The organism is Hyphomicrobiaceae bacterium, from assembly GCA_041397645.1.
In the GTDB taxonomy this organism is placed as follows: domain Bacteria; phylum Pseudomonadota; class Alphaproteobacteria; order Rhizobiales; family Hyphomicrobiaceae; genus Hyphomicrobium_B.
This window is the reverse complement of the sequence record JAWKWE010000004.1, coordinates 1,637,116-1,654,046: the sequence shown is the minus strand read 5'-3', so window position 1 is coordinate 1,654,046 and position 16,931 is coordinate 1,637,116. Positions and strand designations below refer to the sequence as shown.

Genomic DNA, 16,931 nt, shown 5'->3' with positions numbered 1-16,931 from the left:
CAAAGGTCTTGTTTATTGTGCGATAAGCTTTTCTGACCGGATGAGAGAAAAAACACAATGGCCGCTGGCGCATTCCTGCATGCGACAATGTGCAAATAGCCAAATGGGCACATCGACCGAGCCGATGTGCCCATCAAATTATTAATTGGATTCAGGGAAGTGACTACTTACGCCCAGTCAGGCTCGACTGAGCGTCCATCCACGCTTTCATCCCCTGCTCCCAGGACTTCTGCCACATTTCCGCAGCCTGCATCCAGAACTGGAATGGATTTCCAGGGATACCGTTCATGGCCCCGAGACCCGGGAAATTGGTGCCCTGCATGCCGGGGAAGTTGGGCATCCCCGGGAAGTTCGACATGCCCGGGAAGCTGAAGCCCTGTCCGCTGGACAACTTCTTCATCGCGTCGGTCCAAACATCCGGCACTTCGAAGCTGCCGGGGTTCTTGAGCTGCTTTTCCCAGACGTCCATGACTTGATCCATGAACTGGATCTGCATGCGCGAGGCATTTTGCATCTGCTGGCGCGTCATATCGACGAATTCTGCGGGCCAGCCGAACGCCTTGGCGGCCGACGCCATTTGGTCGAAAACGGCCTTTGAGTTCTTTTCAGACTGCTGCGCGATGTCGTCGCGCCAGCCGGAGAAGGCGTCGATCGCGGCATTCATGGCCTTGCGGGCGTCCTCGCCAACGCTGCCGCCGGCAACGGTGAAGCGGGACTTCGAGGACTCGTTCGACATATCTATATTCTCCAATACGTAGACCATCCGTGGGGGCAGCTAGAGCCTGACACAAGCCCGTGACGGTGGCTATAGCCCAATTCGGGTGCCAATTGCCGCCGTGACGATCAACCGGCCTGCCACAGCCCCCCTTCAACCAGCAAAACGCCTCTTTTACCCGCGAGTTCCGCCTGCTATGAGCCGGGCCATGACCGACACCTCTCACATTCGCAACTTCTCCATCATCGCACATATCGACCACGGCAAGAGCACCTTGTCGGATCGGTTGATCCAGCTGTGCGGCAACGTCACGAACCGCGAGATGAAGGAGCAGCTTCTCGACTCGATGGACATCGAGCGCGAGCGGGGCATCACCATCAAGGCCCAGACCGTCCGGCTCGACTATAAAGCCGCTGATGGAAAGATGTATCAACTCAACTTGATGGACACCCCAGGCCACGTCGACTTTGCTTATGAGGTGTCGCGCTCGCTTGCGGCTTGCGAGGGTGCCATTCTAGTCGTCGATGCGTCGCAGGGCGTGGAGGCTCAAACACTGGCCAACGTCTATCAGGCGCTCGACAACAACCTCGACATACTACCCGTTCTCAACAAGATCGACCTTCCCTCAGCCGACGCCGACCGCGTCAAGGAGCAGATAGAGGACGTGATCGGTCTTGATGCCTCTCACGCCGTCGGCGTGTCGGCCAAGACGGGCCTCAACGTCGAGGCGGTGTTGGAGGCGATCGTCGAACGCCTTCCCCCGCCCAAAGGGGACGCCACCAAACCATTGAAGGCCATGCTGATCGACAGCTGGTACGATGCCTACCTCGGCGTGATCGTTCTGGTACGTATCATCGATGGCGTGATGAAGAAGGGCCAGCGCGTCAAGCTGATGTCGACCGGCGCAACGTATCAACTTGAGCGCGTCGGCATTTTCCGCCCCAAACAACAGATGCTCGATCAGCTGGGCCCAGGTGAGATCGGCTTCTTTACCGCCGCCATCAAGGAAGTTGCCGACACACGGGTTGGTGACACGGTGACGGACGAAAAGAACCCGACACCCGAGCCGCTTCCTGGCTTCAAGCCAGCTCAGCCCGTCGTGTTCTGCGGCCTCTTCCCCGTTGACGCTGCGGACTTCGAAGATCTTCGCGACGCAATGGCGAAACTGCGCCTCAATGATGCGTCGTTCTCGTTCGAGATGGAAACGTCGGCCGCGCTCGGCTTCGGGTTCCGCTGCGGCTTCCTCGGACTTCTGCATCTTGAGATCATCACCGAGCGTCTTGAGCGAGAGTTCAATCTCGACCTCATCACGACCGCGCCATCGGTCATCTATCACTTGCATATGACGGACGGCTCGGTGGTGGAGATGCACAATCCCGCCGACATGCCCGACGTCGTAAAGATCGACCATATCGAGGAGCCGTGGATCGAAGCCACTATTCTGGTTCCCGATGAGCATCTGGGTTCGGTTCTGAAGCTCTGCCAGGATCGCCGCGGGCGCCAGAAGCAGCTGACCTACGCCGGTTCGCGCGCCATGGTGATCTACGATCTTCCCCTCAACGAAGTCGTGTTCGATTTCTACGATCGCCTGAAGAGCGTATCGCGCGGCTACGCCTCATTCGATTACCATATCATCGGTTACGAGGAGGGCGACCTCGTCAAGCTGTCGATCCTCGTCAACGGTGAGCCGGTGGACGCACTGTCCATCATAGTACATCGCGCACGCTCAGAAAGCCGCGGACGCTCCATGTGCGAGAAGCTCAAGGAGTTGATCCCGCCCCACCTGTTCCAGATTCCCATTCAGGCAGCCATCGGCGCAAAAGTCATCGCGCGCGAAACCATCAAGGCTCTTCGCAAGGACGTTCTCGCCAAATGTTATGGCGGTGACATCACCCGAAAGCGCAAACTGCTCGAAAAGCAAAAGGCCGGTAAGAAGAAAATGCGCGAATTCGGCAAGGTCGAAATTCCGCAGGAAGCCTTCATCAACGCGCTTAAGATGGATGACAACTGATCGCAGAAATCGTCATTCGGCATCGCGGAAAATAGAAAGAGGCGGCTTACTGAGCCGCCTCTTTGCTTTCAATTGGACCCGACGGGCTCTCCTTCAGCCCTAATCTAACCCTGACTGTTTAGTTGCCGGGTGTACGATCGGACGTTCCATCTGGCGTCTGCCCCGCTGCAACGCCTGGCGCACCCGCCGTCGTCGATCCAGGCTTGCGGTCTGTAGCTCCGCCCGGCGTGCGATCCGATGTTTCACCGCCCGGCTGGGCCGCATCCGGAGAGACGGTCGCCGCGCCTGCCGCAGGAACGGTCGCCTCACTCATCACCCAGCCCTTATCACAGGCCCCGTTCCACTCGTCAGACGACAAGCTCTTGCTGTTGTCGATGTCGGCCTTCTCGAAATCCTTCAAATATGGCTTGGCCTTTTGCATCGAGAGATCGCCGCTTCCGCCAGCATGGGCCTGGCTCCAGAGCGTTTCGCATTGCTTCTGTGTCAGCTTCATATCAGGAGGCGCGTTTGCCTGCGTTTCCGCATTTACCGCACCAATTGGCGCCAGAGCGAACAGAGTCGCTAACGCTGTCGCAGGAATGAATTTATACATAATCAAAAAATCTCCTTATGTCGTTTCTCTCCACGATAAAGGTTGTTAAACGTCTCGCGCTGTTCATGGTTCCCCGCAACGCGCGCGCAAGGAAAGATGTCATGCAAAACGGCTTCGATATCCGCGTCCGTGACAGTTCGAACTCGATGTGGAATGACAAGGCACGATTAGGTGAAGCGGAGGCTTTCGATGACGAAGCACGCATTGATTGTCGGAGCGGGTGGAGGAATATCAGCCGCAATGGCGCGTGCGCTTCTGGCGGACGGCTGGGATGTTGCGCTCGCGTCCCGCTCTATCATTGGCAAAAGCATTGAAGTCGCAGCCGACGCTACGCGTCACACATGCGACGCATCGCAAGCTGCCGAAGTGCGGGCACTCTTCACAGACCTCGATAGCCAAGGCCGCACACCCGACTTCGTTCTCTTCAACGCGAGCGCGAGAGTTCCCGGTGCCTTTCTCGATCTTGATGGCGAAGCGGTTGCTCAAGCGATGTTGGCAACTGCCTACGGCGGTTTTCTCGTTGCTCAGGAAGCTGCGCGCCGCATGGTGCCCCAGGGAAAAGGCGCCATATTCTTTACCGGCGCGTCAGCGAGTGTGAAGGGCTATGCGAAATCGGCTCCATTCGCGATGGGGAAATTCGCTCTACGCGGGCTTGCTCAAAGCCTCGCCCGCGAGATGCAGCCCAAGGGCATTCATGTCGCGCACTTCATCATCGACGGAATGGTGACATCGGCCGCGCGACCTGCCGACCCATCTCATCCCGACGCAATGCTCGACTCCGATGCAATAGCGGCCGCTTACATGGCAGTTCTGAAACAACCGCGAAACGCCTGGACATTCGAGTCCGATCTGCGCCCTTGGGTGGAGAGCTTTTAATACCGACAAGCGGATCCAGTCCACCTATACTCGCACCCGATGACCGATCACAAACACGGCCGCAATTCGCGACAGGCTGATCCGGCCGCAACGCACAAGCACGAAGATTTACATGCCAATGACGTTGGTCACGGGCACGCCCACGATCATGCACACGGCCACCACCACGCGCCAACAGACTTCGGGCGCGCGTTTGCGATCGGCATAGCGCTCAATATTGCCTTCGTGGCCCTGGAGGCCGGCTACGGCTTCTATGCTAACTCCATGGCGCTGTTGGCTGATGCCGGACACAACTTGAGCGACGTTGCCGGCCTCGTCGTCGCATGGGCAGGAGCAGCCCTCGCCAAACGGCCGCCCTCGATGCGCTTCACGTACGGCTTCGGCACTGCCTCCATCCATGCTGCGCTCATCAACGCGGTACTGCTCTTGATTGCTGTGATTGCGATCGTGTGGGCGGCGGTTGAAAGGATAGCCGCACCCGAGCACGTCGATGCGCAGGTCGTGTTCTGGGTTGCTGCGTTCGGCATTGTCGTCAACCTGGCAACCGCCATGCTCTTTCACTCAGGCGCCAAACACGATCTCAACGTGCGCGGCGCATTTCTACATATGGCGGCGGATGCTGCCGTTTCCGCCGGCGTCGTACTGACGGCCCTTGCTATGATGGTCTGGAACACGACATGGCTTGACCCAGCCATCAGCATCATTATCGCCGCCGTTATTGTGTGGAGTACGTGGGATCTGTTGACGGAAGCGACCCGGTTATCCGTGCAAGGTGTGCCGCCGGGGATCGACGCCGCCGAGGTCCGCTCGACTCTGCTGAAGGCGCCGGGCGTGGAGAGCGTGCACGACTTGCACATCTGGCCGCTCAGCGCCACCGCGACCGCGCTAAGTGCTCACCTCGTCATACCAGCGGGTCATCCCGGCGATGACTTCCTGCGTGCCGTCGGCGAGACGCTCAATCATCATTATTCCATCGCGCACGTCACGTTGCAGATAGAGCAAGGAGATGGCGAAACGTGCGCCGTGCAGTGCGATCACGCCCTCGCCCGCTCTTAAGCGTTTGACCGGTCTCTCAGTCCCAATCTTCGACTTCATGGAACAAGAAAGGCGGCCCGTGCAGACCGCCTTTCGAAGTTCGTTGCCTTCGCTCTCTTGCGACTATGGCAGGCGTTTGTAGGCGAAGAAACCGTACAGCCAGCCCAGAGATGCGCCGAAACCTGCCAGGATGCACAACACCGGAATGATGAGGCTCGCCTGTCCGTCCATGAAGATCGGGAAGCGCTTGGTGATCAGCGGCACGGCGATAAATACGCCGATCAGCGCCGGTCCAATCAAACCGTACAGCATTCCTTTGAACGTCAGCGGACCCTTTGGCAGCGTTCCGAAAACCACGGGAAAGAGCGCACCCCAAAGACCGCCCCAGAAAGCGGCGCTTGCAATCTTCGGCACGCCGTAGTCGTTAGGCGACATATCCCATGAGACACGCTCCCAACCGGTCCACAGCGAGGGGTTGGTAAAGATCAAACTGATCAGTTCGTGCACGGTCACCGTCGCTATCGCGCCGGCAATAAATCCGAGCACCATCGCCTTCAGCATATTCATTTCTCAAGCTCCCTTCATCTTCCCCAAGACGGCCGTGCTCAGTTGCTCCAAGCGCGTTTGTCCTTAGCCGCCCTACTCTCTCGTCTCTACCCGTCATGATCGCAAAACGCTTAAAGTTTGACCGCGTCAATAAGACCCTCCGCCCACCTCCTGCTTGCGCCGGGTGGTCGCACCATAGGGCTGAATCGGTCGCTTGGCCACATTTTGGCCGCAGCAGTTGACGAGCACCAGAGGCGCCGACGGGAAGGGCAGCAGGAAATCTCACCGCGCTCATCCCCGAGCCAGCTCAAATGAAGACGATAGGGAACGTCTGGCGGCTGGTGCTTCTCGGTACGGGGTGAGGCTGGCGCTTGCGGTCTACCCATGATCAACCCTCGCGGTTCCGCGAGGGGCAACGCACGAAGGCGACGTGTCTACAGATCGCCCGGCGTCCTCCAATCCATCGAAAATTCCAGAGGAGTTACCATGCGTAATTGCATGTCGTTGTTGCTTGTCGCGTTCGCTCTTGCGCTGACACCAGTTGCCGCCGAAGCAAAGCCACACTATTCGGACGGCGCTCGTAAACAAAGCCGCATGACCGGAAACACCCACATCAAGAAATCCTCGCGCAAATACGCCAAGCGCTCGTCGCGGCGCGGTGGGGCCAGTGCAAGTTCAGGCTGCCTGACCTCCGAGGCCCGCTCCCTGCTGGGACGCATACAGGCCCGCTTCGGCAAGGTCCAGATCATCTCCACCTGCCGTCCCGGCGCTCGTATCGCCACCAGCGGCCGACCTTCCAAACATGCGTCTGGACAGGCCATCGATTTCCGTGTTCCGGGCCGTAAGCGTGAGGTGGTTCAGTGGCTGATCGCCAACCACCGTTCGGGAGGCACAATGACGTACTCGGACATGGATCACATCCATGTTGACGTCGGCTACCGCTTCGTGGCGCTCAACCGGCCCAGCGGCCACTGAGGCTCCGGTAAGTTATTGAAGAAAAAGGGGCGGCTCCTGCCGGGGGCGGCCCCTTACGTTTTTCGCCCTCCTGCGAAAGTCGAATTAGGCGTAACCCTTTGTCGCTCCAACACATCGACGAATTGGATTGCGGCAGGAGATCGGATGGTCCTAATATGCTACTATCTCATGCGGTGCCAACGTACGGAATTGGGCACTGCTCGCTAATGAACTTGTTGAGCCGAGCTTGGGCGCCTTTGCATCCGGTGTGGGATGTGGAGGGCTTGGCTTCTTGCGTTCTATCGCCATCCGAGGCATATATGCACCATCGAACACGCCTTGGCTCACTCTAAGACAGCGCTACCGCCTGCCCTAAGACGTCTCCATCGCGCGATTTGATGGCCCTTGAGGTATTTCCGCCTCGAGGGATGCCAAAAGGCTTTGGAGGCATTGAATGGCAAACGGCACTGTTAAGTGGTTCAACGGTCAAAAGGGTTACGGCTTTATTCAACCGGAAGAGGGTGGCAGCGACGTGTTCGTCCACATCTCGGCGGTTGAACGCGCTGGCCTGCAGTCGCTTCGCGAAGGTCAGAAGATTTATTTCGAGACCGAGCGCGGCCGCAATGGCAAGATCGCAGCCGTGAACCTGCGTCCGCTCTAATTTCTAGAGCCACTGCAGATTGCGCGGGGAGCAGAGAAGTCTGCTCCCCGTTTGCTTTACCCGCGAAGAAGAGACTTTGGGGCTGCATCGGGCGTCGTGCGACGTAGCAGCAGGTTGCGCTTGAGGCGCACGCGTGACTTAAGACCCGTCAGAACATTCCGCCCAAGGGCGAGGGAGATTGAATGGCTAAAGAAGAGGAACTGGAATTCGAGGGCGTGGTGGATGAAGTCCTGCCGGATGCCCGCTGCCGCGTGAAGCTCGACAACGGTCACATGGTCGTCGCCTACACGTCTGGACGCATGAAGAAAAACAGAATCCGTATTCTTGCCGGCGACCGGGTCACGATCACCATGACCCCCTACGACCTCACCAAAGGCCGTATCACGTTCCGTCACAAAGACGCTCGCGCCGGAGCCGGCGGTCCTCCTTCAGGCGGCCCTCCCGGCGGTCATCGCCGCCGCTGATTCCGCTGGTATCGTCCGCACGTCAGATTAGACGTGGCTCTCGCGGCTTCGCGTGTCGTATACCGATGCCAGAGCCCGCGCGTTCCATAGCCACAGGCCGACAAGCGGCAGTGCAACCGCGGGCACGACTGCGCTTGCAAACCCTGCCCCGGCGCCCAGCAGACTGAACGCCCAGCCCGACACCGCATCTCCGCCGCGATAAACAACGGTGTCGACAAAGCTTTGCACCTTGTACTTCTCGGCTGGAGTAGCGAGCGTGTACATCAACTTTATAGCTGGACTTGAGAGTGAAAACGCACAGACGCGCTCTGCCACCATTGCAGCCGCTACCACCCAGAGGATGGGATGAGAACTGAGCGCAAGCACGCTTACCGCAGCCACAATAGGTAATGCCAAAAGCGCAACCGCGACTCCCAGCTTGTTCAACACATAAGCCGTACCAACGAGTTCCACGGTGAGCGTGATAATGCTGACCGCCAGATCCCTGCTGGCGAAGAACTTCACTCGCTCGGCGCTATCGGCTATCGCCGCGCCGACGAGCCGCGACTGTTCCATGTAGAAGAATGTGCCAACGATATTGGCAAGCAGAACGTAGCCCGCGATACGCGCAAAGAACGGGTCGGTCATCACTTTCACCGCTCCATCCAGAATACCGCCGCCAGCGGGCTCCGTTTCGTGCTCACCGTGGCCTGGCCTGATCGCGCGAAGCACCAGGCTCATCCCCAGCGCGACGGCGAGCAGCAGCGCGGAAACAGGGAGCAGATCGACCGGCTGAAAGATTCGCAACAGGCCCTGCGCCAGAAGCGGCCCCGCCAAAGCCCCCGCTGTGCCCCCGGCCCCGATAAAGCCATATAGCCGCTTGGCTTCCTGCGTCGACCAAAGCTCCGACATCAGGCTCCAAAACAGCGATACCACGAATAGATTGAAGACACTCGCCCACACGAAGAACGTACCGGCTGCCGCGGGAGCAATTCCCCAGAAGCGGAACACAACCCAAAAGCCGATCAGATTGAGCGCGAAGAACGCATACAGGCTCGGCAGGACCAGACGACGCGGAAAACGCGTGGCTACCAAACCAAAAGCCGGAACGGCTGCCAGCATGACGAAAAAAACCATCGTAAACAGGTGATGGATTTCGTCTTTACCAACTTCCACCCCCATCTCGTCGCGCACGGGCCTGACGATGTAATACGCGGCCAACAGCGCGAAAAACATGGCAAAAGATGCCATGAGAGCCGAAATCTCGTGATGCCTAACGACGACGAAACGCGATAGCGGATGAGGCGGACCTTCTCCTGAAGAATCGTTGATAGACGGCATGGGCGGACTTTCTTTGCAGCCTGCTTGGAAGGAATCAGTCTACCAAGGCAACACGCTGCAGGGCAGCGAGTGCACAGCAGAAAGACAAGGTGCAAATGAGCCCAGGTAGTGTGCCATTTGAGCCCACCGAGAATCTAACGTTAGGCAGTCCAATGTATTATTGATTGAGCTGAACAAGTATCGGTTATACTCTCGCGGTGCAGCAACAACGTGCTGCTGCGCCTAACAAAGTGGACCTAAACTAGGAAGGGCGGCCGAATGCACTACTACGCCTACGAGATGGCACACGCAGTTGTATCTCCGTTGCGATTCGGAATGCAGGCGTTACGCCATACTCTCGATTGGCCGTTGAATCCCATGGCGCACACGATGCTCGGTAAGAATATCCGTGCAGCGTGCGAAGTTTTCGAGAACGTGACGCGGCGATACGGCAAACCCGAATTCGCAATCAAGACCACGCAGATCGACGGCGTCAAAACCAAGATCGAAGAAGAGATCGTATTCTCAAAACCATTCTGCAACTTGGTACACTTCCAACGTGACCCCAAGGTGACGGCGAAGCGCAACGATCCCAAGGTGCTGCTGGTTGCGCCGATGTCCGGTCACTATGCGACGCTGCTTCGCGGCACGGTGGAAGCTATGATCCGCGAGCACGAGGTCTATGTTACCGATTGGGTGGACGCGCGCGACGTGCCTCTCGCCGTCGGCCGCTTCGATTTCGACGATTTTGTCGATTACATCGTCGACATGGTACGGTTCATCGGGCCCAACACCCACGTCATCGCCGTTTGCCAGCCTGCAGTACCCGCGCTCGTCGCCGCTTCGCTGATGGCATCGCGCAACGATCGTCTTCAACCAGCCTCGCTCATTCTGATGGGCGGACCGATCGACACGCGCCGCAACCCGACAAAAGTCAATGAGTTGGCGGCGACCCGCTCAATCGACTGGTTCGAAAGCAACGTGATTTCCACCGTTCCGTTCCCCCACGCTGGTTTCCTTCGGCCGGTCTATCCCGGCTTCATGCAGCTGACCGGGTTCATGACGATGAATCTCGAGCGCCACATGAACGCACACATGGATCTATTCAAGAACCTGGTGCAAGGCGACTGCGACAGCGTCAAACAGCATCAGGATTTCTACGAAGAATATCTCTCCGTAATGGACCTGACGGCCGAGTTCTACCTGCAGACCGTCAAGACGGTGTTCCAGGATCATTCGCTGCCTGACCGCACGCTCTATCATCGCGGTGAATACGTCGATTGCAGCGCCATTAGCTCATGTGCGCTGATGACCGTCGAAGGCGAGCGCGACGACATTTGTGGTCTTGGCCAAACGGAAGCAGCTCAAGCACTTTGCTCCGGCATTCCAGATGAGCTGAAAATCCACTACGTGCAGCCGGGCGTCGGCCACTACGGCGTCTTCAACGGCACCCGCTGGCGCACTGAGATCCAGCCACGTATACGCGAGTTCATTCGCACGGTTGAGCATCGCCGCAGGAAAGGTGCGCAATCAATCTCGTTTGGCTTCGATGGAGCCAAGAAGCCCAATGGTCACCTGAACGGCGCCAATGGCCAGAGTATCTCCATCGCCGGCGAGTAACCGGGATCGCAAACAAGCGAAGTTTGACGAGCGGCGGGCAATGTCCCGCCGCTTCTCGTTTGGCCCTTTGGGCACGCCTTGCACGGGATTTGAGCGACTGGAGCGGCTTAATCCGGAATGAAGGGGCGGTGAGCTTGCGCTTCAGTCCTCAGCCCGGGCATTCACACGCGCGCCAAGTGTGAAGCAGATGGCTGACATCGCGAACATGGCGAGGAACCACGCCTGCCACATGCCATAACTTGACGCTGCCACGCACATGGCGGAAGCCAGCAAGGCATGGCCGTAAGGCTGGTCCTTGCGCGACACGCGCTGAATGGCCTCAATGATGCCGAGCCCAAAGAACGTCAGCAGCGCCGCTCCAATGGCGCCAAGCTCAAACCAAGTCTGCAGGAAAACGTTGTGCGCATGTGGCGCGCTTGCAGACATGCGCTCGCGGTGCCCCGCGCTCAGTTCGCCATCCACATCCATCTGATACATCATGCCGGCACCGACGCCGATCAAGGGCGCCTTTAGCGCATATTCGGCCGTATTGTTCCAAATGATAATTCGATGTTGCGCTGACATCTGCAACCACGGCGCGTTGTGGAGGTTGGCCCGGTAGAGCGACAGAGCAACAGGCACGACGGCCAAGCAGGCGGCTACCCAACCAATCCGCAACAACCAAGCGGCTGCTGTCGTATTCCAGCGCGAGAGCGCAAACACGGCGGAGGCCGCGAAGATCGCCACTTTCGACGTCTCGCTTTCCGAAACCATGATTACGACGAAGGTGAGTGCGTAGATGAGCCACCCCCACAGGCCGGGCTTATTGCGCGGCGCCGTTACCCTCAAGCAAAGCAGCACCGTCCAGACCAGAAGCGGGATCGGCGCAATTGAACGGGTGAGGTCAAATGGTGCAATGGACACTACCTTTCCATTTGCCCAGGTGAAGGATGTCGGTGGACGCAGCCACGACTTTGGGACGTGAAAGGTATTGTAGAGGAATATCTTGATCGATTGATCGCTTAGAATTTCAATGAACAAGTAGATCAAGCCGATGATAAACCCGAGCCACAGCCCTTCCGCCATGTGGAACTGGTTATGGCGCGGCTCGCTGCGCATCAGGGCAATGCCAGCCAGAGCAACCAGAACCCATGTCATGAGCCCGGCTGAGGCGATCAAGGAGTGCTTTTTGTCCGCCGCCCAAAACGCGCTCGTCATCGCGAAGGCAGCAAAGACCAATACGGCCGCACCGTGATACAGCACGCCTGAAAATGTGCTTAAAGAGAGCCCTTGCCGGGCGTAGTAGGAGAGAAGCAGTCCAACCAATAGGATCGGCAGCGTAAATGCGATGGTGCGTGGACTTACCATGCACACCGTGATGCACCCCATCAACCACGTGCCGACGCAGATACCCCACAGCCGCATACTGACGGGATGACGCGAGCGATCGAGTTCCTGAGTAAAGACCAAGCCCCTACAATCCTCCGCACCTTACGAGTGCCGTCATCCTGACCTTAATCGCGTAGCTTGTCCTAGCGGCTACTCGTGGTACACGAAAGCCGCAATGTGTCATAAGAATTGTTTCTTCAACGTCCCAAAAGCCGAAATCCAGAGGTAATATGGCCACTGAAAAAAAGCCAACTCGCGCTGAAGTGGAAGCCGCTATCAAAACCATGATCCGCTGGGCGGGCGACGACCCGGCCCGCGATGGTTTGAAGGAGACGCCTTCGCGCGTGGCTCGTGCCTTCCAGGAATTTTTCAAGGGCTATGACGACGACCCTGAAGCGATCCTGCAAAAAACCTTCGAGGAGATCGAGGGCTACGACGAGATGATCGTCCTTCGCGGAATACGCTTCGAGAGCCACTGCGAACACCACATGGCTCCTATCGTGGGACGAGCCTGGGTCGCTTACATCCCCAAGGGGCGTGTCGTTGGCATTTCCAAACTGGCCCGAGTGGTGGACGCCTTTGCAAAACGCTTGCAGATTCAGGAAAAAATGACTGCGCAGATCGCGAATGCGATTGATAAAGTGCTTCAACCGGAAGGCGTGGGCGTGGTCATAAAAGCGGAGCACCACTGCATGACCACGCGCGGCGTCCATAAGCACGGTACCGACATGGTCACGAGCCGGATGCTCGGCGCCTTCCGTGACAATCCCATGACCCGGCAGGAGTTCCTTGCCATGGTGACGGATGATTTGGAGCGCGCCTGAACGGCAAACCTTACTTGACAGGAGACGACAGACCTACGGCCCGGCAAACTCAAACGGCGCCGGTCTGGACCGGGTAGTCAACACGAACCAGATAAAGACCGGCCGCAGGTGCAACCGGCCCGCAGCGCGTGCGGTCACAGGCCTCCAACGCATCGCGCAAATCTGCTCTCGACCACTTTCCCTCACCCACAATCTTGAGACTGCCAACCATCGAGCGCACTTGGTTGTGCAGGAACGAGCGTGCGGAGACCGAGAGACGGATCTCCTCACCCACACGTTCAACGCGGAACTCATCTAGGGTTTTGACGGGCGACTGCGCCTGACACTGAGCGGCACGAAAGGTCGTAAAGTCATGGCGACCGATGAAGACCTGCGCGGCATCAGCGATGGCGGCATGGTCCACGTCGTGTGGCAACCACCAGACGCGGTTCGCATCAAGAACCGGACGCGCACGCCGGCACAGGATTCGATAGAAGTAGTGGCGCTGGACGGCACTGAAGCGCGCGTCGAACTGTTCGTCGACGACCGCACAGCTCAACACCACGGCAGGGTGCGGTTTGAGGTGGAAGTTCATCGCCTCTTGAACGCGGAACGGATCCCAACTCTTGACGAGATCAAAATGCGCGACCTGCCCCAATGCGTGTACGCCCGCATCCGTCCGTCCAGCGCCTTTGACAACGACGGCCTCGCCGCAAAACCGCCCGATCGCGTCCCGAAGCGCGCCTTGCACGGAAACGCCTTCGGCTTGGGCTTGCCAGCCTACGAAGGACGTTCCGTCATATTCTATGGTGATGCGATAGCGGGGCATGGACTGGCTAGGTGTGAATTCTTATGGCGAGCGAATGCCCATCCCTACCCGCTCGCGCCAGCGCGCTCAAGAAACCAGAACGCACATTCGCACACCCGCACCCTTGGCGCTGCGTCAACGAACGCCGTGGACGCCAAAGCCGTGGGGACGGCCGCCACTAGGATAGCCACCACCGGGATAGCCCGGGCGGTTATAGCGATTGCCCCGGTAGTAGCCATAGGGCGAACCATAGCTGTAGTAGCCGCCAACGACGTCACGCGGCGCGTAACTCGGACCGCCTTCGTTGTAGTTGTAATTCTTGATGACGCGGCGCTCGTAGATTCGGGTGTCGTTGAAGCCCAGCGAGAGCGGCGTCTTCCCCTCAGGATTGATGATGACCCGTTCTTCGGGCGGAAGCGGTCGGAACACGCGCACGCCCGCTTCGAGCGTGACGGTTGCACCGTAGTAGGGACGCGTTTCGATGCGCGTCGTGCTTTGAGCGAAAGCGGCAGCGGTAGAGAGTGCCAATCCTGCTGTTGCGACGGCAAAGAGCCTGAGAGCGCGATGCATGAGCATTTTCCTTATCCGAACTGGAAACGCGACGAGATACCTTGAAGATAATCTTTAGAGGCTTGCGCGCGCTCAAGAGTCAGGATTTGGGGCTATGCTTAATATCAACCCTATCAACTAAGTCGTGTCCCCACCGGCAAAGTAAATCCGCGTAGAAACTCCTCCGCGCTCACGGGTTTCTTGCCCGCCCGTTGCACACGAGTGAGACGCACGGCGCCATCGGTACATGCGATCGTAAGATCGCCGCCAATGACTTCTCCAGGCGTTCCGGTACCCGGCACTTCCTCTGCGTTCAGAACCTTCAACCGCTCAGGTGTCTTGCCAGCCAGCTCCAGCCAGGCTCCCGGAAATGGCGACAGTCCGCGAATGTGGGCGGCCACCAGATGGGCGGGCCGACCAAAGTCGATGCGCGCCTCACGCTTATCGATCTTGGCGGCATAAGTCACACCCACTTCCGGCTGCGGCGTTTCGTTGAGCGTGCCCGCCTCAAGACGCTTCAAAGCTTCAACCATCAATGGAGCGCCGACTGCTGACAGCTCGTCGTGCAATGTGCCCGCGGTTGTCTGAGGTTCAATTGGAACGCTGGCAGAAAGACAGATCGGCCCAGTATCGAGCCCCTCCTCCATCCGCATCACCATTACGGCCGTTTCCTTATCGCCTGCCATGATCGCCCGCTGAATGGGCGCAGCACCGCGCCAGCGCGGCAGCCGCGACGCGTGAACGTTGAAACAGCCATGCCACGGAGCGTCGAGAACCTCCTTTGGCAGAAGCAGTCCATACGCGACGACAACAGCGGCGTCCGCCTTCAGCGCAGCGAAGGCCTCACGATCTTCCGCCGCCTTGAAATTACGCGGGGTAAAAACGCGGATGCCATGAGACTGAGCGGCAACATGGACGGGCGACTTTTGCTCAGCCATGCCGCGCCCCGCCGGGCGGGGAGGCTGCGTATACACGCCAACCACCTTATGGCCCGCAGCCACAATCGCTTCCAGCACGGGCACTGAGAACTGGGGCGTGCCCATGAACACGATGCGCAACGCCATTGTGCTTGTCTTCCCTCAAGGCTCCGACTTGCCCGGGTGGAGCGGGCATCATGGCCGGCACATCCGGACAGGCGTGATTGCTACTCGCGTTTCGCCTTCTTGAATTTGCGTATGACCATATCGCGCTTCAGCCGCGATAGAAAATCGATGATCAGCTGACCATCGAGGTGATCGAGCTCATGCTGAATGGCCGTCGCGAGCAGCCCATCGGCCGCAAGCTCCTGCAGTTTCCCGTCCCGATCGATGTAGCGGATGGTCACCGTCTCCGGGCGCTCGATCTCAACGCGCACGTCGGGGATGGACAGGCAGCCCTCTTCATAGACGCGCGTCGTTTGACCCAGGCCGACGATCTCGGGATTGATCAGACAGAGCGGGTTTTTCGTGTCCTCCTCCTCGGAGGCATCAATGACGACAACACGGCGGGGCACACCGACCTGGACGGCGGCCAGCCCTATGCCGGGCGCTGCGTACATGGTTTCCAGCATGTCATCCATCAGCCGAAGTGCCTCCGCGTCGACACGTTCGACCGGCTCGGAGATCTTCCGCAGGACAGGATCTGGAATTGTGATAATCGGCAGAATGCTCATGCGTGTGAAATAAGGACAAGGTGGGCCGCGGTCAATCGCCGGTCTTGGCCATTACTGCTGCAAGGCCCTGGGCGCTGGTCATCGGCGCCTGCCAGCCTGCGGCAACAAGTGCGTCCGTCGAGACCACGAGGTCTCCAAATACTCGACCTGCCATGTCGGCCTTGCCTGCTGCCACGAGCAGCTTTTCCATCCCCGGCAGCGGAACGTTCACGATGCCCGAACGGCGCCCGAGCCCGGCCCTAAGCGCCGCCAAGATCTCGCCGACGGTCAAGGCGGTGCCCGCGTCGGCCAAAAGAAAGGTCCGGCCCGAGACCGTTGGTGCGTTCAACGCAAAGGCCACGGCACCGCTGAAATTGGTAAGTCCCAGCAGCGAACGACGCGCTGGAATCCCCCCCAGCGGCAATGGAAGGCGACTTCGCGCTAAGCGCATCAGGCTCGCCATGTTGCCCTTCGCGTTTGGGCCATACATCAGCACAGGTCTCAAGACCACAGGGTCCGTCTGTGACCCCGCCAGGGCCTCAACCACTGCCTGCTCGCCCGCGAGCTTAGAACGGCCATAGGCATCGGTTGGGGCTGGCTCATCGGCCTCCGTGAGCACGGTATCGGAGCTCGGCCCCGTTTGCGCACGTACCGACGATACGTAGATAAAGCGCCGCACGCCGGATTCCCGGCTCGCTTGCGCCAGCGCGCGCGCGGCTTGGCAATTGATGGCTTGGTACACCCGCTCGGGAATTTCAGGAGAAGAATGCGCAAGCCCAGCCGCATGAACGACCGCGTCAACATCCTTCACGAGGCATCGTGCGTCGAAGGTATTTGAAAGGTCTGGCATCGCAACCAGGCTTGAAGCGCCCGGGATCACTCCAGTGCCGTCGCGCACGCCTGCGACAACGACAAAGCCGTTGCGCGCAAGCTCTGCGACAAGGACGCGGCCGGCAAATCCACTTGCACCGGTCACGAGCACGCGCATCTTCAGATACTC

The 16,931-nt window shown here is 58.9% G+C and carries 18 protein-coding genes; 8 read left to right on the top strand and 10 right to left on the bottom strand.

Translation table 11 applies throughout. The features are described from left to right. Positions 1-163 precede the first annotated feature (163 nt). Positions 164-736 carry a hypothetical protein gene (locus R3D51_07575; GenBank protein MEZ5899339.1) on the bottom strand — a complete coding sequence of 191 codons (573 nt, stop codon included), beginning with the start codon at positions 734-736 and terminating at the stop codon, positions 164-166. Positions 737-923: 187 nt separating this feature from the next. Here R3D51_07575 and lepA point away from each other — a divergent pair, with 187 nt between their 5' ends. Continuing rightward, a complete protein-coding gene (gene lepA, locus R3D51_07570) occupies positions 924-2,726 on the top strand; it encodes a translation elongation factor 4 (protein MEZ5899338.1) in 1,803 nt (600 codons plus the stop codon). Between the two features lie 118 nt (positions 2,727-2,844). Here lepA and R3D51_07565 read toward each other — a convergent pair whose 3' ends face one another. Then, positions 2,845-3,318 carry a hypothetical protein gene (locus R3D51_07565; GenBank protein ID MEZ5899337.1) on the bottom strand — a complete coding sequence of 158 codons (474 nt, stop codon included), beginning with the start codon at positions 3,316-3,318 and terminating at the stop codon, positions 2,845-2,847. Between the two features lie 189 nt (positions 3,319-3,507). Between R3D51_07565 and R3D51_07560 the strand changes: the two genes are divergently transcribed. Next, a complete protein-coding gene (locus R3D51_07560) occupies positions 3,508-4,194 on the top strand; it encodes an SDR family NAD(P)-dependent oxidoreductase (GenBank protein MEZ5899336.1) in 687 nt (228 codons plus the stop codon). Between the two features lie 39 nt (positions 4,195-4,233). After that, positions 4,234-5,250, top strand: coding sequence for a cation diffusion facilitator family transporter (locus tag R3D51_07555; protein MEZ5899335.1), 1,017 nt, complete (start codon positions 4,234-4,236; stop codon positions 5,248-5,250). A 102-nt stretch (positions 5,251-5,352) separates the two neighbouring features. On the opposite strand, the gene R3D51_07550 is transcribed toward R3D51_07555, so the two are convergent. After that, positions 5,353-5,796 (bottom strand): hypothetical protein, encoded by a 444-nt coding sequence (locus R3D51_07550; protein MEZ5899334.1) that lies wholly within the window; start codon positions 5,794-5,796, stop codon positions 5,353-5,355. 465 nt (positions 5,797-6,261) lie between these two features. On the opposite strand from R3D51_07550, the gene R3D51_07545 reads away from it, so the two are divergent. The 3 genes from R3D51_07545 (at position 6,262) to infA (ending at position 7,854) form a co-directional block, all read left to right on the top strand. Continuing rightward, positions 6,262-6,750 carry a D-Ala-D-Ala carboxypeptidase family metallohydrolase gene (locus R3D51_07545; protein MEZ5899333.1) on the top strand — a complete coding sequence of 163 codons (489 nt, stop codon included), beginning with the start codon at positions 6,262-6,264 and terminating at the stop codon, positions 6,748-6,750. 433 nt (positions 6,751-7,183) lie between these two features. Beyond that, complete coding sequence (locus R3D51_07540; GenBank protein ID MEZ5899332.1) at positions 7,184-7,390, top strand: cold-shock protein; 207 nt, start codon at positions 7,184-7,186, stop codon at positions 7,388-7,390. Between the two features lie 182 nt (positions 7,391-7,572). Continuing rightward, entirely contained in the window at positions 7,573-7,854 is a 282-nt protein-coding gene (infA, locus tag R3D51_07535; protein ID MEZ5899331.1) for a translation initiation factor IF-1, read from the top strand. A gap of 27 nt (positions 7,855-7,881) precedes the next feature. On the opposite strand, the gene R3D51_07530 is transcribed toward infA, so the two are convergent. Next, positions 7,882-9,174: an MFS transporter gene (locus R3D51_07530; GenBank protein MEZ5899330.1), complete on the bottom strand. Its 1,293-nt coding sequence runs from the start codon at positions 9,172-9,174 to the stop codon at positions 7,882-7,884. A gap of 258 nt (positions 9,175-9,432) precedes the next feature. Here R3D51_07530 and phaZ point away from each other — a divergent pair, with 258 nt between their 5' ends. Then, positions 9,433-10,773: a polyhydroxyalkanoate depolymerase gene (gene phaZ / locus R3D51_07525; protein MEZ5899329.1), complete on the top strand. Its 1,341-nt coding sequence runs from the start codon at positions 9,433-9,435 to the stop codon at positions 10,771-10,773. A gap of 141 nt (positions 10,774-10,914) precedes the next feature. Here phaZ and R3D51_07520 read toward each other — a convergent pair whose 3' ends face one another. Further along, positions 10,915-12,222 carry an O-antigen ligase family protein gene (locus R3D51_07520; protein ID MEZ5899328.1) on the bottom strand — a complete coding sequence of 436 codons (1,308 nt, stop codon included), beginning with the start codon at positions 12,220-12,222 and terminating at the stop codon, positions 10,915-10,917. Positions 12,223-12,371: 149 nt separating this feature from the next. Here R3D51_07520 and folE point away from each other — a divergent pair, with 149 nt between their 5' ends. Continuing rightward, entirely contained in the window at positions 12,372-12,965 is a 594-nt protein-coding gene (gene folE / locus R3D51_07515; GenBank protein MEZ5899327.1) for a GTP cyclohydrolase I FolE, read from the top strand. Positions 12,966-13,014: 49 nt separating this feature from the next. Here folE and truA read toward each other — a convergent pair whose 3' ends face one another. The 5 genes from truA to R3D51_07490 all read right to left on the bottom strand — a co-directional run bounded on the left by truA (position 13,015) and on the right by R3D51_07490 (position 16,919). Further along, complete coding sequence (truA, locus tag R3D51_07510) at positions 13,015-13,773, bottom strand: tRNA pseudouridine(38-40) synthase TruA (GenBank protein ID MEZ5899326.1); 759 nt, start codon at positions 13,771-13,773, stop codon at positions 13,015-13,017. 114 nt (positions 13,774-13,887) lie between these two features. Further along, positions 13,888-14,322: a hypothetical protein gene (locus R3D51_07505; protein ID MEZ5899325.1), complete on the bottom strand. Its 435-nt coding sequence runs from the start codon at positions 14,320-14,322 to the stop codon at positions 13,888-13,890. Between the two features lie 113 nt (positions 14,323-14,435). After that, positions 14,436-15,365, bottom strand: a complete 930-nt coding sequence (gene fmt / locus R3D51_07500) for a methionyl-tRNA formyltransferase (GenBank protein MEZ5899324.1) — start codon at positions 15,363-15,365, stop codon at positions 14,436-14,438. A gap of 80 nt (positions 15,366-15,445) precedes the next feature. Then, a complete protein-coding gene (gene def / locus R3D51_07495; GenBank protein MEZ5899323.1) occupies positions 15,446-15,952 on the bottom strand; it encodes a peptide deformylase in 507 nt (168 codons plus the stop codon). A 31-nt stretch (positions 15,953-15,983) separates the two neighbouring features. Next, positions 15,984-16,919 (bottom strand): NAD-dependent epimerase/dehydratase family protein, encoded by a 936-nt coding sequence (locus tag R3D51_07490; protein ID MEZ5899322.1) that lies wholly within the window; start codon positions 16,917-16,919, stop codon positions 15,984-15,986. Positions 16,920-16,931: the final 12 nt, after the last annotated feature.